22 protein-coding genes are annotated in these 25,356 nt (G+C 44.9%); 12 read left to right on the forward strand and 10 right to left on the reverse strand.

Annotation, left to right across the window (positions count from 1 at the left end):
• Positions 1-198 precede the first annotated feature (198 nt).
• Entirely contained in the window at positions 199-1,908 is a 1,710-nt protein-coding gene (locus F0265_RS03080) for a S8 family peptidase (protein WP_171747706.1), read from the forward strand.
• Positions 1,909-1,971: 63 nt separating this feature from the next.
• On the opposite strand, the gene F0265_RS03085 is transcribed toward F0265_RS03080, so the two are convergent.
• Positions 1,972-2,685: an SDR family NAD(P)-dependent oxidoreductase gene (locus tag F0265_RS03085; protein ID WP_171747707.1), complete on the reverse strand. Its 714-nt coding sequence runs from the start codon at positions 2,683-2,685 to the stop codon at positions 1,972-1,974.
• 269 nt (positions 2,686-2,954) lie between these two features.
• On the opposite strand from F0265_RS03085, the gene F0265_RS03090 reads away from it, so the two are divergent.
• A complete protein-coding gene (locus F0265_RS03090; RefSeq protein WP_171747708.1) occupies positions 2,955-3,548 on the forward strand; it encodes a cysteine dioxygenase family protein in 594 nt (197 codons plus the stop codon).
• Positions 3,549-3,602: 54 nt separating this feature from the next.
• Here F0265_RS03090 and F0265_RS03095 read toward each other — a convergent pair whose 3' ends face one another.
• Positions 3,603-4,160: an XRE family transcriptional regulator gene (locus F0265_RS03095; RefSeq protein WP_040122371.1), complete on the reverse strand. Its 558-nt coding sequence runs from the start codon at positions 4,158-4,160 to the stop codon at positions 3,603-3,605.
• A 161-nt stretch (positions 4,161-4,321) separates the two neighbouring features.
• On the opposite strand from F0265_RS03095, the gene F0265_RS03100 reads away from it, so the two are divergent.
• Positions 4,322-4,930: a LysE family translocator gene (locus F0265_RS03100; RefSeq protein WP_171747709.1), complete on the forward strand. Its 609-nt coding sequence runs from the start codon at positions 4,322-4,324 to the stop codon at positions 4,928-4,930.
• A gap of 38 nt (positions 4,931-4,968) precedes the next feature.
• Here the strand turns inward: F0265_RS03100 and F0265_RS03105 are convergent, their stop codons facing one another.
• From F0265_RS03105 to F0265_RS03120, 4 genes are all read right to left on the reverse strand, one after another.
• Positions 4,969-5,976 (reverse strand): Gfo/Idh/MocA family oxidoreductase, encoded by a 1,008-nt coding sequence (locus tag F0265_RS03105; RefSeq protein ID WP_171747710.1) that lies wholly within the window; start codon positions 5,974-5,976, stop codon positions 4,969-4,971.
• A 142-nt stretch (positions 5,977-6,118) separates the two neighbouring features.
• Complete coding sequence (locus F0265_RS03110; protein WP_171747711.1) at positions 6,119-7,867, reverse strand: ABC-F family ATP-binding cassette domain-containing protein; 1,749 nt, start codon at positions 7,865-7,867, stop codon at positions 6,119-6,121.
• Positions 7,868-8,198: 331 nt separating this feature from the next.
• The gene (locus F0265_RS03115) at positions 8,199-8,792 is read right to left on the reverse strand and encodes a GNAT family protein (protein ID WP_171747712.1); all 594 of its coding nucleotides are present in this window, start codon (positions 8,790-8,792) and stop codon (positions 8,199-8,201) included.
• Between the two features lie 71 nt (positions 8,793-8,863).
• Positions 8,864-9,685, reverse strand: coding sequence for an AraC family transcriptional regulator (locus F0265_RS03120; protein WP_171747713.1), 822 nt, complete (start codon positions 9,683-9,685; stop codon positions 8,864-8,866).
• Positions 9,686-10,092: 407 nt separating this feature from the next.
• Between F0265_RS03120 and F0265_RS03125 the strand changes: the two genes are divergently transcribed.
• The 6 genes from F0265_RS03125 to F0265_RS03150 all read left to right on the forward strand — a co-directional run bounded on the left by F0265_RS03125 (position 10,093) and on the right by F0265_RS03150 (position 16,086).
• Positions 10,093-11,142 (forward strand): hypothetical protein, encoded by a 1,050-nt coding sequence (locus F0265_RS03125; protein ID WP_171747714.1) that lies wholly within the window; start codon positions 10,093-10,095, stop codon positions 11,140-11,142.
• A 52-nt stretch (positions 11,143-11,194) separates the two neighbouring features.
• The gene (locus F0265_RS03130) at positions 11,195-12,235 is read left to right on the forward strand and encodes a hypothetical protein (RefSeq protein ID WP_171747715.1); all 1,041 of its coding nucleotides are present in this window, start codon (positions 11,195-11,197) and stop codon (positions 12,233-12,235) included.
• Between the two features lie 78 nt (positions 12,236-12,313).
• The gene (locus F0265_RS03135; RefSeq protein ID WP_171747716.1) at positions 12,314-12,604 is read left to right on the forward strand and encodes a hypothetical protein; all 291 of its coding nucleotides are present in this window, start codon (positions 12,314-12,316) and stop codon (positions 12,602-12,604) included.
• Between the two features lie 155 nt (positions 12,605-12,759).
• Positions 12,760-14,580, forward strand: coding sequence for an ABC transporter ATP-binding protein/permease (locus F0265_RS03140; protein WP_171747717.1), 1,821 nt, complete (start codon positions 12,760-12,762; stop codon positions 14,578-14,580).
• Positions 14,581-14,641: 61 nt separating this feature from the next.
• Complete coding sequence (locus F0265_RS03145) at positions 14,642-15,718, forward strand: aminotransferase class I/II-fold pyridoxal phosphate-dependent enzyme (RefSeq protein WP_171747718.1); 1,077 nt, start codon at positions 14,642-14,644, stop codon at positions 15,716-15,718.
• Positions 15,719-15,825: 107 nt separating this feature from the next.
• Positions 15,826-16,086 carry a DUF5062 family protein gene (locus tag F0265_RS03150; protein ID WP_021455562.1) on the forward strand — a complete coding sequence of 87 codons (261 nt, stop codon included), beginning with the start codon at positions 15,826-15,828 and terminating at the stop codon, positions 16,084-16,086.
• A gap of 99 nt (positions 16,087-16,185) precedes the next feature.
• Here the strand turns inward: F0265_RS03150 and F0265_RS03155 are convergent, their stop codons facing one another.
• Entirely contained in the window at positions 16,186-16,614 is a 429-nt protein-coding gene (locus F0265_RS03155) for a helix-turn-helix domain-containing protein (RefSeq protein ID WP_171747719.1), read from the reverse strand.
• A gap of 99 nt (positions 16,615-16,713) precedes the next feature.
• Here F0265_RS03155 and F0265_RS03160 point away from each other — a divergent pair, with 99 nt between their 5' ends.
• A complete protein-coding gene (locus tag F0265_RS03160; protein WP_171747720.1) occupies positions 16,714-17,364 on the forward strand; it encodes a glutathione S-transferase family protein in 651 nt (216 codons plus the stop codon).
• A gap of 82 nt (positions 17,365-17,446) precedes the next feature.
• On the opposite strand, the gene F0265_RS03165 is transcribed toward F0265_RS03160, so the two are convergent.
• The gene (locus F0265_RS03165; protein ID WP_171747721.1) at positions 17,447-19,396 is read right to left on the reverse strand and encodes a BspA family leucine-rich repeat surface protein; all 1,950 of its coding nucleotides are present in this window, start codon (positions 19,394-19,396) and stop codon (positions 17,447-17,449) included.
• 557 nt (positions 19,397-19,953) lie between these two features.
• On the opposite strand from F0265_RS03165, the gene F0265_RS03170 reads away from it, so the two are divergent.
• Together F0265_RS03170 and prfH are read left to right on the forward strand one after the other, a co-directional pair.
• A complete protein-coding gene (locus tag F0265_RS03170; RefSeq protein WP_171747722.1) occupies positions 19,954-21,126 on the forward strand; it encodes an RNA ligase RtcB family protein in 1,173 nt (390 codons plus the stop codon).
• Complete coding sequence (prfH, locus tag F0265_RS03175; RefSeq protein WP_171747723.1) at positions 21,123-21,761, forward strand: peptide chain release factor H; 639 nt, start codon at positions 21,123-21,125, stop codon at positions 21,759-21,761. Before F0265_RS03170 ends, prfH begins: the two co-directional genes overlap by 4 nt.
• Positions 21,762-21,991: 230 nt before the next feature.
• Here the strand turns inward: prfH and gcvP are convergent, their stop codons facing one another.
• Together gcvP and gcvH are read right to left on the reverse strand one after the other, a co-directional pair.
• The gene (gene gcvP, locus F0265_RS03180; protein ID WP_171747724.1) at positions 21,992-24,856 is read right to left on the reverse strand and encodes an aminomethyl-transferring glycine dehydrogenase; all 2,865 of its coding nucleotides are present in this window, start codon (positions 24,854-24,856) and stop codon (positions 21,992-21,994) included.
• 119 nt (positions 24,857-24,975) lie between these two features.
• A complete protein-coding gene (gcvH, locus tag F0265_RS03185) occupies positions 24,976-25,356 on the reverse strand; it encodes a glycine cleavage system protein GcvH (RefSeq protein ID WP_006961445.1) in 381 nt (126 codons plus the stop codon).

A 25,356-nucleotide genomic window follows, 5' to 3' on the forward strand; every position in this document is an offset into this window, starting at 1 on the left:
AAAATAATGACTTAATATACATCGTGCGTTATATAAATGTTGATATTATTAATAGAATTTATCTCAAGTTTTGAGCGATAAATATCTCTCTTAGTGAGATCTTAAACTCATTTAATTGATTTTGTGAATGATCTTAATTGAGTTGCATTTTATCTTTTGTGCGCTTTGTAAGCGTATAATTAAATAGGATGTAACAGAATGATAAACGGATATAAGCTTTCCGCGCTTGCTGTCGCTATGATGGCTTCAGCGTCGGTTTCAGTCAGCGTCAGTGCTGAACCAGTTCCAACAAACTCACCTTTCATCAAAGATGTGAAAGGAAACATTGTTGAAGATTACTCGCCTAAGCCAGTTAAACCTTTCGCATTGTTCTCAATGCGTATGATGAGCAACCCGTCTGATGATCGTGGAGACTGGTTTAATGCTTCAGCAAATTACTCAAGCCTGCAGGGTGTGGGTGCCGATTATGTTTATGAATCACTACTGCCACCTTTAAAGCCACAGCCTGTGATTGTTGCGGTTCTTGACTCAGGTGTTGATGTTGACCATGAAGATCTGAAAAACAAACTTTGGACTAACGAAGACGAAATTCCAGGTAACGGCATCGATGATGACGGCAACGGATATATCGATGACGTTCACGGTTGGAACTTCCTTGGTAACTCTCTGGGTGTCAATGTGGATCAAGACACGCTAGAAGTGACTCGTGAGTACAAAAAATACCTGAAGCTGAAAGAAGGTAATCACTGGATTCCGCGTAAGAAGCGTGAATACTACAAAGGCGTAGAAGCAGACTATCTAGAATCAGTCGAATACAACCAGACTTCTCTTGACCAAGTGACGGCAGCGACTGAGCAAGCGAATCAGTACAAAGATCAAATCACTCAGCTAACGGATCACAAAGACTTTACTGTCGACGGCCTACAAGTTTTACTTGAGCACTCAAACCCTGAAGTGGTCGAAGCCGCTAAAGGTCTGCTTGGCGTATTTGAATCTTGGTACTCATTCGATTACCTAGAATCGCGCAGAAGCCGTTACCAAGAGTCTCTAGACTACCACTACAACCTAGAGCTAGACACGCGTCGTGACATCGTGATGGATAACATTCACAACCCTTGGGAGAAGGGCTACGGTAACAATGATGTGAAAGGTCCTGTTGGTGCGCATGGTACTCACGTAGCAGGTATTATTGCCGCGGAACGTCGCAATGGTATTGGTATTGATGGCCTTGCTGATTACGCTCAAATCATGGCGGTACGTATGGTACCAAATGGTGACGAAAGGGATAAAGATATCGCTAACGCGGTTCGCTACGCTGTTGATAACGGTGCGAAGATCATCAACATGAGCTTTGGTAAGAGCTACTCGCCACGTAAGTACATCGTGGACCACGCATTCCGTTACGCAGCACGTAAAGGCGTACTGATTGTGCATTCTGCCGGTAACAGCCGCAACGATAACGATATCAAGCCAAGCTTCCCGAACCGTTTTGCTAAGCACTCTTGGTCTAAGCCAATCTCAACATGGATGGACATCGGTGCATCAGCGAAATATGCGGATGACTCACTGGTTGCAAGCTTCAGTAACTTTGGTCAGGAGACGGTTGATGTCTTTGCTCCGGGTTACCGTGTTCTGTCTTCAACTCCAGACAACAACTACGCAGCTTACAGCGGCACAAGTATGGCAGCGCCAGTCGTTTCTGGTGTAGCTGCAATGGTATGGTCGCACTATCCAGACCTGTCTGCCGTTGAACTTAAAGAGCTGCTGAAGAGTAAAGCGCGTACTTACCCAGAACTATTGGTTAAGAAGCCTTCTACTCCAGAAGAGCTTGTACCGTTCAGCACACTGTCAATCTCTGGTGGTGTTGTTGATGCGGAAGCGATTTTCGAAGAGCTAGAAAGTCGCTAATAACTTAAACTGAAAATGCTAAGGGCTACCATTGGTAGCCCTTTTTTATTGCCTCATCGCGGATCAACTATTCTCTAAGTCAATGACTTTACAACGAATAGACAAGATTGACATTGCTGAACCTGCTGACAGGCTGCGGGCAAAATCTATCGCTTTTGCTAAGTCTTCAGGTTCGATTTTAAGTTCGTTTTTGATTCGTCCATCATTGGTCATATCTGTATCTACCACGCTTGGACATAAGCAACATACTTGAACATTGTGCGGCAGTAGTTCCTGATAGAGAGACTGGCTATAGCTTACCATTGCTGCTTTAGTGGCTGAGTAAGCCGCAATTTTTGGTACAGGAGATAGCCCTGCGGTCGACCCTAGATTATAGATTTCCCCGAACCCCTGTTGTTTCATTTTTTCTGCCACGCCATTACACACTGTAATGGTAGAAAGCAGGTTAACGTTCATTAACTCAGACAATTGCTCAAATGTCAGATCAATATGGCCCGCTTTTAGGACGCCAGCACTGTTTACCAAGACATCAATGGATTCAAGCTGATCTAGAATCGTCTTAAAAGAATTCGCAGTAACTTCAGGTTGCGCGAAATCTAGACGGTGGGTTTCGATGCTGAGATGAGGAAACTCTTCACTTAACTCATCAAACACACGTTGGAGAGTTGCTTCTTGCTTTGCAATCAACACTAAGTTGTAGCCTTGCTTAGCAAAGTAGTGCGATAGTGCTTTACCAATCCCTCGACTGGCACCTGTGATTAAAGCCGTTTTTGTCATTGAACGATGTCCTGTTTTTGTTTGTGCATACTGTACAGCGATTCTCAGTGCGGCGTAAGCGATGTATCAGAGGTCGTAGCAGATTGTTAATTGATTCGATTTTATAAAGTAATTCGTCCATTTGTTAATTACTTGTAAAATCGTGATGGCCTTCTACGAATGACATTTCTATATGACACTTTTTATGCAGCTAATTGTCTACTCATGCAACATCTAAAGACAATTAGGCGTGCTTGCCAAAACATAACAGGATGTGTGAGGAGGACAATTTGCGACACTCAGCGATAACTCAGGAGCAAGCTCCAGCACTGGCTGCGTTACTTGATAGCGACTACCGACTTAATTTTCAGGAGCTTATGGAGCAAATTAAGCTGTCTAACAAACCACTATCGCTTGCAACGATAAGATTCATACTTGAAAACGTGGCTTTGAATGACACCGAAATAAAGGCATTAGCCAGCTTTGATGAAGACAGTTACTGTCGAAAGCGACTATTTAAAAATGACCACTGTGAAGTGCTCATCTTGAGTTGGCTAAATGGTCAGAGAAGCAAAATTCATGATCACTTAAATACCGCTTGTGGTGTGCGTGTGCTGCATGGTGAAGCGACAGAGACCTTATTTGAAATGGCAGCGAACGGTCATATTTACGCGTCTCAATCCTCCCATTACCAGCAAGGTAGCGTGACTGTCAGCAAAGACAACGATATTCACCAGATATCCAATTTGCAGGCTGATGATGAGCCTCTGGTCACGCTGCATGTCTACTCTCCGCCGTTGCAACAGTTCCATTTGTACCAACTTGAAGGTGGTGAGCCAAAGCTTCTGGATTTGCAGCAAGATTCTTGGTTCTATGAAATTTGATATCAATCTGACGGCTAATGCAAAAGGCGAGCAATGTTGCTCGCCTTTTCATTTCTACCGGTATTCTGAAATCAACATTGCTCGTGTATCTTCTTCCAGCGCTTCAAACATATGCGGTAAATCTCCAGGGTACGAAATGTAATCTCCTTCCTCTAGTTCATGAGGGTCCGATTGCAACCCGAGTTTCGCTCGGCCTTTGACAATAACCACATGCTCTACAACACCCGGGTGATGGGGTTCTGAGATAAATGGCTGACCGGGTTTGACTTCAATCCAATAGATGTCGCGGCACGCATTCGCTGGGCTGGCTGCGAGTAACACGGCTTGGTAATCCTTTCGTTCTGAAAACACGCTCACTCCTTTACCGTAGCGAATAACTTTGGTCGTTGGAGCTGGTGTTTCGATTAGACGAGAAAAAGGAATATCAAGGACAACGCAGATGGACCAGAGCGTCTCAATACTTGGGTTTCCAACACCATTTTCGAGTTGTGAGAGCGTCGATTTCGCGATGTTAGCGCGTCTTGCGACCTCAGCGATACTTAAGCCAGCATTCAACCTTTCGGCATTAAGAGTGGCAGCGATTTGTTCGATTGGCGGTTTACTTTGGTCCACAACGCTCTCTCTGGTTAGTGTGTTTCCGTTCATTATAAAAAACGATAGCATGATTTGACAAACGTTTTTCTGTCGTTCATTATAAAATTCATTCGTTCATTATAATGTTTGTTTTCGGTTGCAATCGGTGGTAGTAACCAATAAACGTCGAGGTTTTTATTATGGAATATCTACTCTCCGTCGCTCTGTTTGCCGTTTCATCTTCAGTGACCCCGGGGCCAAATAACATCATGGTGATGACATCTGGACTGAATTTTGGAGTAAAACGCAGCCTGCCGCTGTTAACCGGTATTTGTGTCGGATTTACTTTGATGTTGCTATTGGTAGGGCTGGGCTTTGGCGAACTTTTTTCTTTGTTCCCTCAGCTTTCTTTGGCGGTCAAAGTCATGGGAACGCTTTATCTTTTATATCTCACATTGCAGATCGCCATGGCTGACAATGTGAGTGCTGAGAAAGGTCGAAATCGACCGCTCGGTTTTCTAAATGGAGCTTTGTTTCAGTGGGTCAATGCCAAAGCTTGGGTGGTGGCAATTGGTGCGATATCCGCATTTACGACAATAGGTGAAGGGTATATAGCTCAAAACCTGACCATCGCCTCGATGTTTTTTATTGCCTCGTTTCCTTGTGTTGGCGTGTGGTTGGTGTTTGGCTCTTCGTTACGCCGATACTTAGACAAACCAGCCTATTTGAAAGCCTTCAATAAGCTGATGGCGTTGCTACTCGTCGTCTCTGTCTTGCCTGTGGTTGGAGAGATTATTGGGCAATTCTGAATGAAAAGCGCCAAGCGAAAAGCTCGGCGCTATGATGATTATTGATGAGAGGCGTGAAGCAAATGCGAGAATCCATTGTCTTTCAGGCTTCGCTCCATGAGAGCAATCACCTGGCGACTGGTTTCATGAGGAACGAAGTCCGAGCTCGATTTACCATCAATGATGATCTGGGATAAGTGAGAAGCTTCAAACTCAAATCCACCGCCTGCAGGTAAGTGTGAGATCTGGGTATGCTCACCTTTGTAAGTGACATCAATGACGGTTGGATTCCACCACTTATCTTGGACAATAATTTCGACCTCTGGCCCACGTATTGTCGCGACACGTTTTAGGTCTTGGCTGATTGAAGCGCCTATCTTCCCCTTGATACCGTGAGTAAATGTAAACTCTACAGTTTCGTCTACCTTGGATTCATTGTTGTGCTTCTGATAGGTCACCGATGGTGGTTGGATCTTACTCTGTTTGAGCTGGCAAAGATCCGCGTACAGCCATAGCGCATAAACGCCGACATCTAAAGTCGCACCGCCACATAAGTTAGGGTTGAAAATTTGTTGTTGAACATCAAATTCATGCCAGTTGCCGAACGCCGCTTCGATTGATTCAATCTCAATACTATTCTTTTGAATGAAATCTCGTAAGGCTCGGTAAGCAGGGAAAGTCACTGACTTCATTGCTTCCATGAGCACTAGGCCTTGTTTATCTGCCAGTGCCTTCATGTCGTCCCAGTCTTGGGTGTTAGTGAACGCCGGCTTTTCAACCAGAACATGCTTGCCATGGTCTAAGAACAGCTCAACCATGCTTTTGTGAAACGGATGGATAGTCGCAACGTATACGACATCAACATTTGGGTCTTCTGCCATGGCTTGATAAGAAGAATAAGCGTGTTCAGCCTGATATTGCTGGGCAAAAGCATCAGCGCGTTGTTCATCTCTGGCTGCGACGGCATATAGATAAGCGTTGTCGACATGCTGAGTGAGATCGGCGGCAAATCGATGTGCAATTTTACCCAGCCCGGCAATGCCCCAACGTACTTTTTGTTCTGTCATATTAATCTTTATAATTCTAGTATTTGTGAGGCTGATACTAGCGATGAGCACGGGTTTACGTCAAATAGAAGTGTTTGAACTGAATGAGAAAGCCGCCGGAGTCGGCGGCCTTGCATTAGGTTGTAACTCACCAAACGGTGTATCATTCAATACCGAGTTTTTGGTTAATGATAGCTATTTCGTCGCGCCACAAAGCCTGAAGCTTTGGCTTTTGATGTTTGGTTTTTCTCGATACATCTTCCTCCAGTTTCGCTTCGAGGTCATAGAGTTTTTCAATCAATTGCTCTTCATCAGCAAGCCCGTCCGTTAGAGGTAAATGAGGCGCTACTCTCGCTTCCTCGGCTACTGTTTTATTTGAGGTAAGAGATGACTCTGAGCTCATTGCTTGATACAGCTGTTGCGGGTCTAACCACTCCTCCAAAGAATTACCTTTGATATACCAAAAGCGATTGCAGCTTGCTTCAATCAACTCTCTGTCATGCGTGACGAGTAATAGTCCGCCTGCAAAACTAGTTAGCGTTTCTGCCAGTTCTTCTTTGCCTTTGAGATCCAAGTGATTGGTTGGCTCATCGAGCAGGAGAAGGTGGTAGTTCGCCAGAGTTAACCCGATAAGCAACAAGCGTGAGCGTTCACCACCACTCAGTTGATGAACTTTCTGATTGTGTCTAAGGTACGGGAATCCAGCGCTGATCAACGCCATCTTACGCTTTTCTTCTGGTGCAGAAGTGAAGCTCGCCAGAGCGTCCAATAGGGTTTTGTCATCGTCCAGTTGCTTAAGGCTCTGATCGTAAAAACCAACGTTAGCCCTAGGATGAAAAACAATACCTTGTTTCACCGCGTCTTCCTGCTGGTAGCTTTGCCATAGCGTTTTCAGCAAGGTTGATTTACCCCCTCCATTTTTGCCAACAATGGCCACCCGATCGCCACTTTTCAATTGGTTAGCCACGATATTGAATAAGCATGGAGCTTCGGACGATGGGGATACATCCAGATCGGATATTTGCAGTAAGCGGTCCGCTTTTAAGCGTTCGCCTTTTAACTCCAACTTCCATGGTGCCCCAGACGTGAGTGTCGTCTGATCGTCTTTGAGCTTCTCGACACGCTTTTCCATGTTCTTGGCTTTTCTCGACAAGTCTTCATTGTCGTAAACATGCCCCCAAACAGCGAGGCGTTTCGCGCTCTTCTCAATACGGTCAATTTCTTTTTGCTCTGCTTGATGACGCTGCATGTCAGCTTCATCACGTGCTTCAAGCATTTCCAAAGCTTCGGAGCAGGGCAGTTGAAAGAATTGCAGGCTATTGTCACGCATTATCCAGGTGCAATTGGTGGTGTTGTCTAGCAATCTTCGGTCGTGTGATACAAGCACAAAGCTGCCATTCCAACCTAGCAAGAATTGCTCTAACCACAGTAATGTCGTCAGATCGAGGTGGTTACTGGGTTCATCCAGCAAGAGTAGGTCAGGTTCCACGATCAATGCTCTGGCTAACAGCAAACGGGTATGTTGGCCTCCACTTAAGCTAGAAGTGATTAATGCCCAATGTGATGAATCGAATCCCATATCGGAAAGGATGAGCTCAGCACGCCAGCGCTGGCTGATTCGCTCATTGTCAGGTAAACGATCGAGTACAGCATCAATCATCGACCGGTGCATCAGAGATTGTGGAAGATGCTGCTCCACGCATTCTAACTGGCAATGACTGGCTGTTGTAATGGCTCCGGAATTTGCCTGAATCCCGCCATGAAGTAGATTCAGAAGGGTACTTTTACCGCAACCGTTGTGACCGACTAAGCCGATTCGGTCGCCTTTTTTTAGGGTGAATGAAATGTCTTCAAGCAAAGGAGCTGAAGTCGTTTGATAAGAAATAGATTGTGCAGATAGTAAAGTGCTCATAACTTACTCAAGAATTACAGGCATAAAGATGCCTTTCGTCAAACATTGCTGACGATAACCCGGTAAGCCAGAGAGAAGAGACTCTAGTCTGTATGTATTAATCTTCGCTCAAGCAAAGGTTATCGCAGCACGATACCAGTAAAACTTGAGCTTGCGTGATTGCTGAAGAAGCGCGCGAAATGTAATTCACACTTAGTCATAGGGTTCCTCCTTATATTAGTTTGATGGGCCCAATGTCGAGATTGTAGGAGAGCTTCTCCTTTATGGTCTAGTGTAATCTCTCGAAAACATCGCCTGTCTGGCAATATTTTATGGCCCATCAGAGGAAAACTTATTGATTGGGTGATTTTTGGAAGTACTGCTTAGCCGTTATACCATAATACACTTTATCGTCGAATCCAGATTCAACCTTGTAGTAGTCAATTTGGCGACCTTCAAAGGTAAAACCGCATTTCTCCATCGTTTTGTACGAACCTGTGTTAGCGCCATAGCAGTCGGCACTGACTTTGTGACTACCTAACTCGTTAAATGCAATATCGGTGAGCAAGCGACAGGCACGAGTAGCGATCCCTTTGCCCCATGCGTGGACGGGAAGTTGATACCCAACTTCGTAGTTGCCTTCGAGAAACATCACCTTAGATAATCCGCACATACCCATGTAGTGGCCTTGTTTGTCCCGAATGACAAATGTTGGGCTGTCTGGCCAATCACCTTTGTTTATTGCGTGTTCAGTGTTTTCAATGATTGGGGTAAAAAACGCGTGAAACATGCTTTCCTCTGCGGGAGCAAAGAACAAGTAGGCGTTGACCTCTTGGTCGTTAAGCATTGGGATGATGTCGTCTAAATCTTCGCGTTGAATCAGTTTGATGTTTAGTGAGTCGCCAAAGGAGATTGATTCACCACGTTTTAGTTTTTTGTATGTCATTGTGTACCTCTCAATTTGCTCAGCATGGTAGATCAACATCTGCGCCGAAAATTGGATATTTGCGACAAGTGTTATTCGAAGTCCCCGTAGATGTCGATGGTGAGGTCTCGGTTTTTGAGGTACTTGGCTGGTGTTCGATTGAGCTGATGTTTGAGCTGGCGGATTAAATGGGACTGATCACTAAAACCAAATGCTTGTGCAAATTCAGCCCAGTCGGGCTCGGCATCTTGATCATAGATAGACAGCACAATTTCTTCCAGTTTCATCATCATGAGATATTGCTTTACGCTTAGCCCTGTAACTTGTTTGAAGTGCCTTTCTAAGGTTCTTCTAGAACATGCACATTGGTCGGCAATCTGATCGATACTCCAGTCGGATCGGCTATTTTCTACTATTTTGGTCGCTTGCTGCGCAATAGAGAAAGCGCGGTCTTTCCTGTTATTGAGGTTTAACTGATGAAAGTGATGATGAAACACATCAAGCAGGTGTGATTTGTCATTTGATTGCCATAGTTGGCTGTGGAGTGCGGGCCCGAAAAACGTATCCAACCAAGTAGGCCAGCTACATTGGTTAAGGTGCTGACCGATAGAAGAATTGAGTAGGTACAGCCCCTCTGGCCTGAAAGTGACACCGATACGTTTTAGTGGTGCAGAGTCGTCTAATGACAGTAACTGATCGCTCACCGAAAGCAGGTGACTCCCTTTCCCTTCAAATTTAGCTACGCCGTTGTCGTAACTGTATTCTTGTTCGTCCGGCGTAAAGAGCAAATGAGCCCTTGGATTGGGGATGAGCCTTGGCTGTTGCTCGATAGTATCGTCGGCTCTCAGCTCTAGGTACCAGACTTGATGTATTAACCATTCGAAATCTTGCAGTGGTTGTTTCCAAGTAATCATGGCACGTTCAATTCAGGGATTTACTAAACAGTTTACGTGATAACAAGGCAATCTAGCAAAGTGCTCCTACTTATTGGTTTGGTATAAAAAGTCAACTATTTCGGGTGGTTATGCATTTTTCGGGTTGATCCTCATATCAGTAAAACATGTCGTTTTAGTGATACTTAATCGATAAGCAATAAAATTCATATCAATAGTTCGTGTAAATCTGTCTTAGATCTCAAATTGTTAACCTTTATGTGTTGTTTTTTTAACCTAGTGCAAAGGCTCTCATCGGATGAGTTGAATAAAAGTGAGCCGAAGACTAATCCTATTTAACGAGCAAAAGTGGTTTCGATGTTTGGAATTTTGCTCGCTGATGACAAAGCAAATAACGCTAATTTCAGGACGAAAAGGTTAATAACATCATGAAAATAATGACAAAGATTGCCTCCATTGCAGTGGCAATTGCGTTTTCTAGTTTCACACATGCTGCCATAGGAAACTACAAGGTTGTGCTTATTCACGGCTTTCAATCGGATCAATTGCAGTCCAAACCTGATGCTGCTCAGGTTGAGCTGGAAGGTGAAGATTACTGGAAAGAGTACTGGCTCCAGTACGCTGACGCCCGGATTGACTGGCCCGCTTATGAACGTGTTGAAGGCAAAATCTCCAGTGAATACGCTTGGCCTAAACTCCAAGAGCTTTCTCGCAATGGAACCTGCCAGTCAGGGTGTATTTTTGTGACGCACTCCGCTGGTGACCTTGTTGCACGATATCTGTTAGATAATCAGGAAAACTGGCTGACTAACGCTGGGTTAGAGCCTCTCAATGTTGTCGCTACCTACGATTTTGCTGGTGCTGGTGGCGGCTCTGAACTTGGGGATATTGTGGTCAACATCATCGAAGGGGGAGGCTGGGCAAACAGTGCGATGCGCTACGCTATTTCACTGTGGCTGGGGGAAATGCCTAATCAGGAAAACTCAGGTGTACTCAATGATCTAAAAGTCTCCAATGCACGCCAGATAGCGCGCCTGTCAGAGCACCGCATTCCACGAATTCGATTTATTGGGAACGGGACCGACTATTTCAAAACGACTTCCGCTTTTCTTCCCGGCAACGATGACGGTGTTGTGGCGGCGCATTCCGCTTGTGGCGCAGCAGAGTCAGGAAGTTACGACAGCTGTTCAACAAGTTTAGCGATGAACGGCAAGATAGCTTCTCAAAGCAAAGGCGTCTCTAACTTTATGCCTGAGCACTATCCGTTGATCATGGGAGACGACTATAGCCACAGTGATGTTGTGGGCCCTAAACACAAAGGGGAAGTCACCTCCAGTGTGACGGATGTGACGCTAGCCAATGGCCAATCTGTCGGGGTTACAACTTACAAGGAAAATGGTTGGTGGGGAACCAAATACCTGTACGTACAAGGGTCTAATAAAGACACCATGTCTGAAATTGCGGTTGGCCTAAACTGATCGTATGCAGGGCTGGGTAAGACGTCTCAGCCCTGATTCTTTGGAGAACATTATGAAGACTAAGTTATGGGTATTCAGCTTCATCACCGCGTTGACAGCAGCAGGCTTCATTTTTTGGCCAAACCCCGTTGAGACATCCGAATACTCCAAGCCCAGGGGAAAAGTGAGTCTTGATGCAGTTCCCCTTCCTGAAGCGGACAATCGCTTGGTTGTTTCAAAGCAGGCCTCGACAGGGATGGCAACGTCCATCGAGACGAAAGCGGTTGCACTGAAGTTAAAGCAGGTGGCCATCAAACATCAACAAATTCTTCAATACCCCTCATACTCTCAACCGATAGTTAATGAGAGCAGTCCCTACTTGAACTGGAATGCATTTGAAGTGGTTGAAACTCCGATATTGGACGGCAAATCAACGGCTTCGTTGAGCATTAAACAGTTCCGGCACTTCTACCCTGAACCGATACTGGTTGAGCTCAAAACGCAGCAAGCCGTACTTGGCGCTTCATTGGATGTCGTTTCTGTTGCCACGCAGCAAACCCTAACGACATTGCCTGCGGATGAAATGCAGTGGCAAATCACGCCGGGTAAAGATTGGCCAGAAGAACTGAGACTAATCGCACGTGTCGACTTTGATCGAGGAGAGGATATTGTGAGTGCCGATGTGCGTTTATATCATTCAGTGGCAAGTGTGGTGTCGGTGTCAGAGGGATATGCGCAGGGGCCTGACATGAAGATTCCGGTCACGTTACAAATCGATAAAGAAGGCATATTCAGACTCCGTGCAAACCTCTATCAGCAAGGCGGTAAAGCCATTGCGTCTTTAGTTGAGAAGCAACGATTGTCAGAAGGTGAACAAACAGTGGAGTTAAAAGCGTTTAAACGAGTCTTGCCAGAGGGAGCTATTGATCTAGAGTTACGTGATGTGGTGATTGAACGTATGTCTGGCCACCCTGGTGAAAAAGCAGGTTATGGACAGAGCGATGCTGAGAGTTACCCTGTTGGTCGTTTTGATTCCGGTACGCTGACGGATGAAGAGTACCAAATGACAGAGCAGGAAAAGCAGCAACTGGCTTTTCTGCAACAACTGCTTTGAGATGTTTGGCTATTATCACTGGATAGAAAGCAATTGTTGCAATACAATTGAACGATGTTTTATTGCTGTTGAGCCGCTATGTTTCGTACTAAGTTCTTCCTTATGTTTAGTTTCTGTTGTACCGCGACAGCCTGTACAAGTACTGAGGATATCTCTTCAGATAAAGTGACAGAAGAACATATCGTTGAAGAAACAACGGATATCAAAGAAGTAACGACCGCAGACAAACCTGAGTCAAAAGGTAAGGGTATTGACGGACAAGCTCTCCTTGATAACGAACCGACTCGGCAAATTCTAAGCTCACTGGAAAGCGTGACCGATACGCTTAATGTTCTGACTTTTGGCATCTTCGCTGGTGAGCATCGCTAGGTATGTTTTGCGAAGACGCTAAGTTTCAGAGAGTCTGGTTTTAAATTGATTGAATCGGCTTGACAGTGGTAACCTCAGTAACAGTTCTCTCGCATAGTACGGCGAAAGCAAGCATTCGCTTTTGACCTGAACTGCCCACCATTCAAGGCGTATTTATGCAAAGTGCTGATCAACATCAGACGGGTTCCACTCCTAATCAACAAACCAGCTCATCTTCTAAAGGAAAAAGTAAGAATCTCGGTATTCTTCTAGAACTGATTAAATTCATCAGACCGTATCAATGGAAGGTCATCGCCGCGTTGGTGGCATTGGTCTTCACAGCGTCATTAACACTGTCTGTTGGCCAAGGTGTGCGCCTGTTGATCGATGAAGGGTTTGCTCAGCAGTCGACACAAGAGCTCAGTAGCGCCATTCAACTTATTCTTGCACTGACAGTGATGATTTCTATCGGCACTTTCTTTCGCTTCTACCTAGTGTCTTCGGTCGGAGAAAGGGTGAGTGCTGACATCAGGCTAGCGGTGTTTAACCATGTGATTACCCTGCACCCTAGTTACTTTGAAACCAATGGTAGCGGCGACATTATGTCGCGAATTACCACTGATACCACCTTGCTGCAAAGCATCATTGGGTCGTCGTTTTCAATGGCGATGCGTAGCGCGTTGATGTGCGTTGGTGCAGTGATCATGCTGTTTGCCACTAACATCAAACTGACGCTCATCGTTCTAGCGTCGGTACCCTTTATCCTTGTACCTATTTTGTTTTATGGCCGACGGGTAAGAGCCTTATCTCGTCAAAGTCAGGACTCGATGGCTGATGTAGGTAGCTATGCAGGTGAAGCGATTGAACATATCAAAACCGTTCAGAGCTACAGCCATGAAGCCCAGGAAAGAGCGTCATTTGCTACGGAAGTCGAGCGAGCTTTCGAGATCGGCCGACAAAGAGTAAAGCAGCGGGCGATATTGATTTCGGGTGTGATTGTCATCGTTTTCAGTGCGATCGCAGGTATGCTCTGGGTTGGGGGTAGCGATGTCATCAATGGCACTATGTCTGGTGGTGATCTTGGTGCGTTTGTCTTCTACGCCATTATGGTAGCCTCTTCATTGGCGACTATCTCTGAGGTGTTGGGAGAACTGCAACGAGCGGCAGGGGCAACCGAAAGGCTTATTGAGATTCTGCAGGTCGAGAGCCACATTGTTGCGCCAAGTGATAAGGTGGTATCTACCCAACAGCTCGCCAGCGAAGTGATATTTGATGATGTCACTTTCCATTATCCTTCAAGACCTGAACATGCCGCGATTGAGCACTTAGCACTCAAGGCTGAAGAAGGAAAAGTACTGGCATTGGTTGGGCCTTCTGGGGCAGGGAAAACCACGTTGTTTGAGCTTCTGCAGCGCTTCTATGATCCGCAATCAGGGCAAGTGACTTTGGGGGGCGTTGATGTTCGCCAAATGGATCCGAATGAACTGCGCCAGCAAATGGCCCTCGTGCCTCAACAACCCGCTTTGTTCAGCAATAATGTGCTTCACAATATCCGCTATGGCAACCCAGATGCGACCGATGAACAGGTGATTGAAGCGGCGAAAAAAGCACACGCTCATGATTTCATTATGAAATTACCAGAAGGTTACGATAGCTTCCTTGGTGAGCGTGGAGTTCGCCTGTCAGGCGGCCAGCGCCAGCGTATTGCAATCGCACGGGCCATTCTCAAAGACCCGAATATTTTGCTGTTGGATGAAGCGACCAGTGCACTGGATAGCGAAAGTGAACACCATGTTCAACAGGCGTTAGAAGAGCTGATGCGCAACCGAACCACCATCATCATTGCTCATCGCTTGTCGACAATTCAGCATGCCGATCAAATTGCCGTGTTAGACCACGGCAAGCTTGTGGATGTGGGTAACCATAATGAGCTACTGCAAAGTTGTGAGCTCTACCAGCGTTTGGTTGAATTGCAGTTTAAGCATATGGACCGATAACACTTAGCCATAGGTGACGGCAGAAGACATATACCTCTATAAACTCAAGGAAAGAATAATAATGAGCAGTCAGTTGAAACAGCTTTGTCATACGATTTTACCTGGTAACAAAGAAGATACGCCGGCAGAGCACTTTGCCAAAATGGCCGCATGGTGTGAGGAACACAATGTGGCTCACGATGTTTATGGCGAAGGAGAAACCATTCAGGCGTTTGAACAAAAAATCGCGGACTTGCTTGGTTACGAGGCTGCTTTATTCGTGATTACGGGGACGATGACGCAACCCACCGTATTGGAATTGGTCACTAAAGAGAAGCGCAACCCAGTGGTGGCAATGCATCCTTCCAGCCATATCTATATCCATGAAAGGCAAGGTTATCAGTTGCAAAATCGTTTCAGTATTCTTCCGATTGGTAACCAATATCAGACATGGTCACTGAAAGATCTGAAGGCGTGGCCGGATGAAATTGCAGCGGTATTGTATGAATTACCTATGCGTGAAATTGGTGGGCAGTTGCCTGATTGGGAAAGTCTGGAAGAGATTAAGTCCTACTGCGTGACGAATGGTATTCATCTACACATGGATGGTGCAAGGCTATGGGAAACCGCAGCCTACTATCAAAAAGAGTACCATCAAATCGCTAAAGGTTTTGATACGGCTTATGTTTCTCTTTACAAAGGTATCAATGGTTTAGGTGGTTCTATGCTGTTGGGCTCAAAGGAGTTTGTTGAGCGAGCATCGATTTGGATGAAGCGTCAGGGCGGCAATGTTTATCATCGTACCCCTTATGTGGTCTCAGCGGCCATGCAGTTTGATCAGAGGCTTAAGCAGCTCCCTGCTCTGTTTGAGCGCACCAAACAAATCTACCGAATCCTTGAAGAGTATCCGATGCTTGTCGCCAATCCGCTGCTACCACAATCGAATATGCTGCATTTGATACTGCCGTTTAGTCATGAAAAAGCGTTAGAAGTGCAAAAGCAGTTGGCGGAAGAAAAGGGGATCTGGATTGGGTATCCGCAGGTTACAGGTCACCCACACCAGTCGGTTGTTGAGTGGTATGTGGGCGATAACCTGCTCAACCTAAGTGATGAAGAGCTCAGAACTATCTTTGATGAGTTACTGAGTAGCTTTAGATAGTGCACCCGTACATCTAATTCTCTATTGTTCAATCTGAGAGTGCGCTAACACGCCTAGTTCGAAGCTTGATGTATTCTAGGCAGAGTCAGGAAAGAGGAATTCTATTAATGTCAAAAAGTTCAAAACTTCACAATGAAGACAAACTGGTAAAGAAGGCACTGGAAATCGGTGAGAAAATGGCGAAGATGCAGGGCTTTGATTTGCCTAAGTCACCTCAGCCAGTCAGAGTGAAAGCGGTTTATCTGTTTTTGGTCGATGCCAAACAAATTGCTCCATTACCTGACAGTAAACTTGATGGTGCTAATATCAAGCACAGACTCGCGCTTTGGATTCATAGTGCATTACCTGATAACGACCCGTTAAAGTAAATGCACTCATGTGGCCTACATACCTATGCGTTTTGTGGGTTCACAGATATTTTGATGACACTGGAAATCTTATTTCGAAGGGCAACAGGTATGTTGCCCTTACTTATCTTTGGATTCTTGAGCCAAGCTTTGTCGTAACTCTTGATGTAACGACTCGGGGTCTCTGCGCAGCTTTCGAATGAAATCAGAAGGGACTTCGGTTTTTACATCGTATTTTTCGGACCAATCGATCATTGCCAGCATCATAGGCAGCAAATCGATGCCTTTATCGGTCAATGTGTAGACAAACTTAGAGCGCTTAACTGCATCGCGTTGTTTGCTGATCAACCCATTTGATTCTAAGTCGGCAAGTCGGCTGGCCAAGATGTTAGTAGAGATACCTTCACCAGCCTCTAAAAACTCTTGATAGTAATGCTTACCTTTAAACATCAAGTCACGAAGAATCAGAAAGCTCCATTTGTCTCCAAATTGGCTCATGCCAAAACGAACTGGGCAACCTGACCATTCTTTAGTTTTCTTATCCACCATTCATTCATCGTACTCCTTTTAAAATTAACTTGCAAAATGAAAGTTAATTTCCTAGGTTTATTTTACTTGCAAAAAACAAGTTAAATTCAAGGAGGAAAAATGAAGCTGTACGCAATTGTAGGATCACCGAACTCTCGCAAGGTATTGGCAGTGATCAATCATCTAGGGCTAAATATAGAAATCGAGTATCTGGATTTGTTTTCTGGCGAACACAAACAACCGGAATACGTAAGCTTAAACCCCAATGCGATGGTTCCAACGCTTGTTGATGGTGATGTTTCACTGTGGGAGTCTAATGCCATAATTCAGTATCTCGCTGAAAATTCAGGTATCAATGATCTATATCCAAATGAGCTCAAAGTAAGGGCAGATATAAATCGCTGGCTATGTTGGGAGCTAGCCCATTTCAACCAAGCTTTTGGGACTTTAGCTTTAGAAGCCGTTGCCAAACCCAGATTCTTGGGTGTGAAAGGAGATGACGCAGTCATTAATTGGGCCAAGCAGAATTTGGTTCGATTTTCTGAGGTATTGGAACGCCATCTAGAAGGGCGCAAGTTCATGGTTGGTGATGCAATAACATTGGCTGACTACGCAATAGTGCATGTAGAGTTCTTTAAAGAAAGCATACCTTTTGATTGGGATTCCTACCCAAACATAAACGATTACTTTGCCCGAATGCGCAATGAACAGCATTGGGCCGCTACAGCGCCAAGCAAAATTGAAGATATTGGTAGAGCAACTCAAGGGTAAACCTGAAAGCGACAATAGTTAAATCGTTGAATAAAAAGGCGAACCACTTGGTTCGCCTTTACACGACTAGTTAATATGGTTTCTAGTGAACAAAGACTGGAAGTTGTTCTTCGGTAAGAGCACTAGCTTTGGCAAAGTTGCTGTGCTCACTGACGTTAGTTACGTCCCAAATGCTAATATCTTGATGCATGTTTTTGGCGAAATAGAACATATGCCCCATATCAGTAACATTGGAAGTATCCCATCGACCAATATCCTGATTAAATTCGGTGGCGTAAGTGAACATAGAAGACATATTTGTGACGTTTGAGGTATTCCAGTGGCTGATATCTTGGTTAAAGCTACTTGCGCTGCTGAACATACGGAACATATTGGTTGTATTTTCGGTATTCCACAGCCCAATGTCTTGATTAAATTTATGTGCAGTGCTAAACATCTGGCTCATATCCGTGACATTTGACGTATCCCATTGGCCAATGTTGTGGTTGAAGTTTTTAGCGAAGTTAAACATGGAAGACATAGATGTCACATTAGCGGTGTCCCATTGGCCAATATCTTGATTGAATCTGTATGCATTTCTGAACATCTGGATCATGCTTGTGACGTTTGATGTATCCCATTGGTCAATGCTCTGGTTGAAGCTCTCAGCACTGTCAAACATGTTCGACATGGTGGTCACATTAGACGTATTCCACTGCCCAATATCCTGGTCAAACGATTTTGCGTACCGGAACATACTGCTCATATCAGTGACGTTTGATGTATCCCATTGAGCTATGCTCTGGTTGAAGCTTTCAGCGTGGTAAAACATGTTAGACATGGTAGTAACATTAGATGTGTTCCATTGCCCAATAGGTTGGTCAAAAGTATCAGCATAGTAAAAGATGTTTCGCATATCAGTAACTTTTGATGTGTCCCAATTTCCTATATCTTGGTTGAAGCTCCTTGCATAGTTGAACATGCTCATCATATTAGTTACTTTTGAAGTGTCCCATCTGTCAAGGTTTTGATTAAAAGCTCTAGCTGAGCTAAACATAAACGACATGTTAGTCACACTTGAAGTGTTCCAGTGACCGATATCTTGATTAAAAGCTGTTGCAGTATTAAACATACCTTCCATATTTTTTACTTTAGCGGTATTCCAGCGGCCAATGTCTTGGTTAAATGCCGCTGTTCGAGCGAACATGTTATACATATCTGTGACATTAGAGGTATCCCAACTTCCAATATCTTGATTAAACGCTTTAGCCTCATAAAACATATGCATCATATTGGTTACTTTTGATGTGTCCCAGTAGCCAATGTCTTGATCGAACGTCTTAGCACCACCGAACATCCACAACATATTAGTGACGTTTGAGGTATCCCAATGGCCGATATCTTGGTTAAAGCTGACAGCGTTTTGGAACATATAAGTCATGTTTCTTACGTTAGATGTATTCCAGTGGCCTATGTCTTGATCGAATGATGAAGCACCCTCAAACATCGTTCTAAAATCGTATGCGTTGCTCGTGTCCCAATGGCCGATATCCTGGTTGAAGTTTGAAGCGAAACTAAACGTGCCCATCATATTTGTTACACTGGAGGTATCCCAATGCCCGATATCTTGATTGAATTTGGATGCAAGCGAGAACGTATACGCCATACTTCGGACATTGGACGTATCCCAGTGTCCGATGTTTTGATTAAAACTCTTGGCATTCTTGAATAACAGGTTTATGTCAGTTACGCCAGACGTATCCCAATCACTAATATCGCTATTGAAAGATTCGCGGTCACGGAAGAGCCCTGACAGAGAGGTGACTTGACTGGTACAAAAACGGATATGACCTTTTTCTAGGTTATCCAATAACGTTTTATCTTTGATTAGTTGATTATCAACCACTACGTACACGTACCCTTTATCAAGAATCACTGAGTTTACGGGGGCGTCGGGGCACTTTACCGCGATATCGATAGCATAGGCTGTGCTACTTATTCCAAGTAAGGTGCTACTAAGCACAGCCTTACTGGCTAACGTTGATGTTTTCATTGTTATTTTTCCTGATAGATAGTTTTGAGTTGAAACAACACTAGTGAATAGACAAGGGTGTTTTTTCGAAGGAGAGTGTTCAGGTGAGAATCGAAAGTAATAAATAGACTTTAGATTTCATCATTCAATATTTCTCTCAATATAAATTGGGTGGGATTATATTGATGAAATTCACTTTATAAAATAATGAGTTATGTGTTTTTATATGCAATTTGGTGAGTTTTAGCTCTAAAGCACAGAACTTATATATTTAAGTGATGAATGTGTTTTTAGTGGGGTATTAACAGGGAAGAAGAATGTAATCTAATAATTAATCTTATTGCGTTGTGAATAGTGTTTGCGTATTATGCGCCCGCTTATCTATCAACTAACTGTAAAGGAGTAAAAAATCATGACAAATACATCATTATCCTTTGCAGGTCTTGTCCTATAAGTAGCAGAAAGCTCTCTCATAAATCCCTTTTTTAAGGTATTCGCTTTCTTATAAAGCTACGCCCTAGTCAACTGACCTGCCAATACGTTTTTCGTTTTAAATCCTATTTAAAGGTATTGGTACTATGGGCAAATCCGTCCAAAAGATCACTGAAAACGTTAGCCTTATTGCGTCTACTGATACGTGGATTGAAGGGCTAGCAATACAACAACTAATTAAAACATCAAAATTAACGGGTATGCAGCGAGTAGCGGGCATGCCTGACTTGCACCCTGGAAGAGGTTATCCAATTGGTGCAGCATTCTTTACAACCAGCAAAATTTACCCTGCATTAGTAGGCAATGATATTGGCTGTGGTATGTCGCTTTGGCAAACGTCAGCAAAAGTATCCAAGGTTAACTTAGATAAGTTAGCAAAGAAGTTCGGGCATGTAGAACAGCCTCTAGACGACAGCTGGACAGAGCATGTTGCCGCGAGAAAATCAGAAAAAAGCATTGCCACGAATGCGTATGACTATGCACTAGGCACAATCGGTGGCGGTAACCATTTTGCTGAGTTTCAAGCAATTGAAGAAGTTTACCAACAACAAGATTTAGATGAACTTGGGCTAAACAAAAAACATCTACAGCTACTTGTGCACTCTGACTCTAGAGGTCTAGGGCAATCGATTTTAGTTAATCATGTGACAACCCATAATCATGACGGTATCGAAGTCAGAGATGCGGTTGGTAATTTCGAAGATTACATGCAAAAGCATGATGAAGCGGTGCGTTGGGCTGAGCTAAATCGAGAACTCATTGCCAAGCGATTTCTTGACGCTATTCGTGCTAAAGGTAAGTGCGCTCTGGATGTGAATCACAATCTAGTTTCACCGAAAGAAATCGAGGGTCAGCGAGGTTGGTTACACAGAAAAGGAGCGACCCCAAGCGACAAAGGCTATGTCGTAATTCCAGGTTCACGTGGAGATTACAGCTATTTAGTCAAGCCAATTGAAGGTGCAGATGAAAATATGGCGATCAGCCTTTATTCACTAGCACATGGCGCTGGCAGAAAATGGAAACGCGGTGAATGTCATGGCCGGTTGGGTCATAAATACAAGCGCGAGGACTTATATCGTACCGCTCTTGGCAGCCGTGTGGTGTGTGGTAATAAGGAACTTCTCTATGATGAAGCACCGCAAGCTTATAAAAATTGCGAAACCGTAATCAACGATATGGTCGATGCTGGGTTAATCGAGGTCGTTGCAAAATTGCGACCAGTGTTAACGTTTAAAACCAATGGAGATTGTTCATCATGATATTACAGCAATTATCGTCAGGACAAGGTCCTATCGAATGCTGTAAGGCCATTGGTTTATCACTAAAAGCAATTGAAAAGGAATGTCAGGCTGAAAACATAGAGTTTAATGTCGTTGATACAGTTGCTGCCGATTATAAGGATTGTTTCAAATCCGCATTGATAAAGCTGGATTCACCATTTGAGGAGAGAGCCAAGCAACTGGCTTTCTCTTGGCAGGGTGCCATGTTGTGGGTTTGTCAAAGTCGCTTTCGACCTAAACATAAGCGTAAGAATTGGTTTTTCAGTGGGCAAATGTTCGAAGTCGATGAGTCAAGGCTAGATAGTGGCGTAACGTATCAAACGTGTAGGGCATCGGGGGCTGGTGGTCAGCATGTCAATACAACCAACTCGGCGGTGCGTGCCACTCACACGGAAACAGGTGTTTCAGTGCGGGTTGAAAGTGAACGTAGCCAACATGCCAACAAACGCTTGGCGAGAGCCTTATTGTTTCAAAAACTAGAAATGATGAAGCAAGCGCAAATGACTTCTCAAGAGAAAGTACGTTGGCAACAACATTGGGAGCTCGAACGGGGCAACCCTGTAAAGACATTTAAGGGCGAAAGGTTTGTCCCTGTGACTAGAAAAGACTGCTGAGCCAAAATCAACAAGGACTGAATATGGCAAACTTGCTTTTTATATGTGTGATTCATAGAGAAGGCTTATTAGCTGATTAACCGTTTCAGAGAGCTCATGGAGTTTGACTTGGAGTAAGATTTTCTCATTATATTCTTAGTTAAAAAGGGCTGTATAACTTAAATTATCCCAAATCAGAAAAGGCGAACCCTGAGGTTCGCCTTTGATATATCTGTATAGGAAAAATGAACTTAGTCTTCGTAGTTCTCGATGCTAGGGCAAGAACAGATTAGGTTACGGTCACCGTATACGTTATCTACACGGTTAACGGTAGGCCAGTACTTCCAAGACTTAGTGGCAGGTGAAGGGAAACAGCCAAGCTCACGCGAGTATGGGCGATCCCATTCTGCAGCAGAAAGATCAACTTGAGTATGCGGTGCATTAACCAGAGGGTTATTCTCTAGTGGCCATTCACCATTCTTCACTTTAGCCATCTCTTCACGAATCGCGATCATTGCTTCACAGAAGCGGTCGATCTCTTCTAGATCTTCGGATTCTGTTGGCTCAACCATTAGCGTACCTGCAACAGGGAACGACATAGTTGGTGCGTGGAAGCCGTAGTCCATCAGACGCTTCGCGATATCTTCTTCGCTGATGCCTGTTTCTTCTTTAAGCGGACGAATATCAATAATACATTCGTGAGCTACGCGGCCGTTCGTACCACGGTAAAGAACAGGGTAGTGAGGGCGTAGGCGCTCCATCATGTAGTTCGCGTTCAGAATCGCAACTTTAGTTGCATCTGTAAGACCAGCTTCACCCATCATGGCGATGTAAGCCCAAGAGATAGGCAGAATAGAAGCGCTACCTAGGTCAGCTGCCGAGATAGCAAAGTCATCGCCTTCAACACCGTTCTCGATGTGGCCAGGAAGGAATGGCGCTAGGTGCGATTTCACACCGATAGGGCCCATACCCGGACCGCCACCACCGTGTGGGATACAGAAGGTTTTGTGCAGGTTCAGGTGAGAAACGTCAGAGCCGATGAAGCCTGGAGACGTCAAGCCAACCTGTGCGTTCATGTTTGCGCCGTCTAGGTAAACCTGACCGCCAGCAGCATGAACCATTTCACACACTTCTTTCACTTGCTCTTCGTACACACCGTGCGTAGAAGGGTAAGTGATCATAATGCTAGAAAGGTTGTCTTTGTGCTTCTCGATTTTTTCCGCTAGATCGTCGATATCAATGTTACCGTCGTCATCACATTTCACCACGACTACTTTCATTGACACCATAGATGCTGTCGCAGGGTTAGTACCGTGCGCAGAGCTTGGGATCAAACAAACGTTACGGTGACCTTCACCACGGCTGTCATGGTAGCGCTGAATCGCGATAAGACCAGCGTACTCACCAGACGCACCAGAGTTTGGTTGTAGTGAGAATGCATCGTAACCTGTGATTTCACACAGTTTCTCTTTCAAGTCTTTCGCTAGAGCTGAGTAGCCCGCTGCTTGTTCGATTGGTGCGAATGGGTGAATTGAGCCAAATTCAGGCCAAGTCACAGGGATCATCTCAGCCGCAGCATTCAGCTTCATGGTACAGCTGCCCAGAGGAATCATACCGTGCGTCAGCGAGAAGTCTTTGTTCTCAAGCTGTTTCAGGTAACGCATCATCTGTGTTTCGCTGTGGTGCGTGTTGAATACTGGGTGAGTTAGGTATTCTGAAGTACGACGAAGCGCTTCAGGAATTGCTGCAAACTCGTTGCCTGCGATTTCAGAAGAAAGCGCGTTGATTTCTTCTTTTACGCCGAATACGGTAAATAGTGCTTCGATGTCACCTGTTGTTGTTGTCTCATCGAAGCTCACACCTAGCTTGCCGTCTAGCTTGCGTAGGTTGATGTCTGCTGCTTGTGCTTTCGCGTACAGCTCTTCTGTCTTACCAGCAGTGTTGATAGTAATGGTATCGAAGAAGCTGTTGTGCGCGAGCTCATAGCCTGACTTAGTCAGACCAGCTGCAAGAATAGCTGTCATGTGGTGAGTACGACGAGCAATAGTACGTAGACCTTCCGCGCCGTGGTAAACCGCGTAGAATGAAGCCATGTTTGCTAGTAGCGCCTGAGCCGTACAGATGTTGGATGTCGCTTTCTCGCGGCGAATGTGCTGCTCACGAGTTTGCATAGCCATACGTAGAGCTTGATTGCCCTTAGTATCGATAGATACACCGATAACACGGCCTGGGATTGTACGCTTGTGCTTTTCACGTGTTGCCATAAAGGCTGCGTGTGGACCACCGTAACCCATAGGTACGCCGAAACGCTGAGCAGAACCGATGACAACGTCTGCACCCATTTCGCCTGCTGGCTTCAATAGTGCTGAAGCAAGTAGGTCAGTGGCTACGGCAACTAGTGTTTTGTTGGCTTGTGCTTTGGCGATGATGTCCGTTAGGTCGCGAACTTCACCTGTAGTACCTGGGTACTGTACCAGTGCACCGAAGACATCTTGCTCAGGAAGAGATTCAAGAGAACCGACTTGTACGTCAAAGCCGATGTATTTAGCGCGAGTCTTAACCACTTCTAGCGTTTGTGGGTGAACATCGTCTGCGACGAAGAAGACGTTGCTCTTGCTCTTGCCGGCACGCTTACAAAGCGTCATCGCTTCACCAGCCGCCGTCGCTTCATCAAGAAGAGACGCGTTAGCGATATCCATTCCCGTCAAGTCCATCACCATTTGCTGATAGTTCAGCAATGCTTCTAAACGGCCTTGAGAAATTTCTGGTTGGTAAGGGGTATAAGCTGTGTACCAGCCTGGGTTTTCCAATACGTTACGTAGAATCACGTTTGGCGTAAAGGTGTTGTAGTAACCCTGACCGATGAATGTACGTTTAATTTGGTTTTGATCTGCGAATTCACGCATCGCAGCCAGCATGTCTGCTTCGCTCAATGCTTCAGCCATTGTCATTGGCTGTTCTAGGCGAATTTGAGCTGGTACGGTTTCGTCGATCAGTGCGTCAAGACTGGCAACATTGATCGCATCCAACATTTTTTGTTGGTCAGATTTATTTGGGCCGTTGTGGCGAGCAACGAACTCATTTTGTGTGCTGAGGCTTTGAAGTAATTCAGTCATTGTCCTTTACCTACTCCATCATTCGGGTATCGGATATCATTACTGATATAAATAATTATACGTCCGAACTTTGAAAAAAAGCTGCCTCCCGTTTGGGGGCAGCTTTAAACTCGTCCTAATTACTCGTCTTCGATCGAGTTTAGGTACTCTTCTGCGCTTTTCAGATTGTCTAGCTCTGATGCATCTGACATCTTCACTTTAACAATCCAACCGCCTTCGAAAGGTTCTTCGTTGATTAGCTCTGGGCTATCTTCTAACTCTTCGTTGATTTCTAGAATCTCACCAGTGATTGGCGCGTAGATATCTGAAGCTGCTTTTACAGATTCAACCAAAGAGAAGCTATCACCCGCTTCGATTTCTGCTTCAACTTCAGGTAGGTCTACGAATACAACGTCACCTAGCATTTCTTGTGCATGCTCTGAAATACCGATAGTTACTGTGCCGTCACCGTTGTCACGTACCCACTCGTGGCTATCTGCAAACTTCAGTGTGTTGTCCAT

It is taken from the genome of Vibrio sp. RE88 (genome assembly GCF_013113835.1).
Taxonomy (GTDB): domain Bacteria; phylum Pseudomonadota; class Gammaproteobacteria; order Enterobacterales; family Vibrionaceae; genus Vibrio.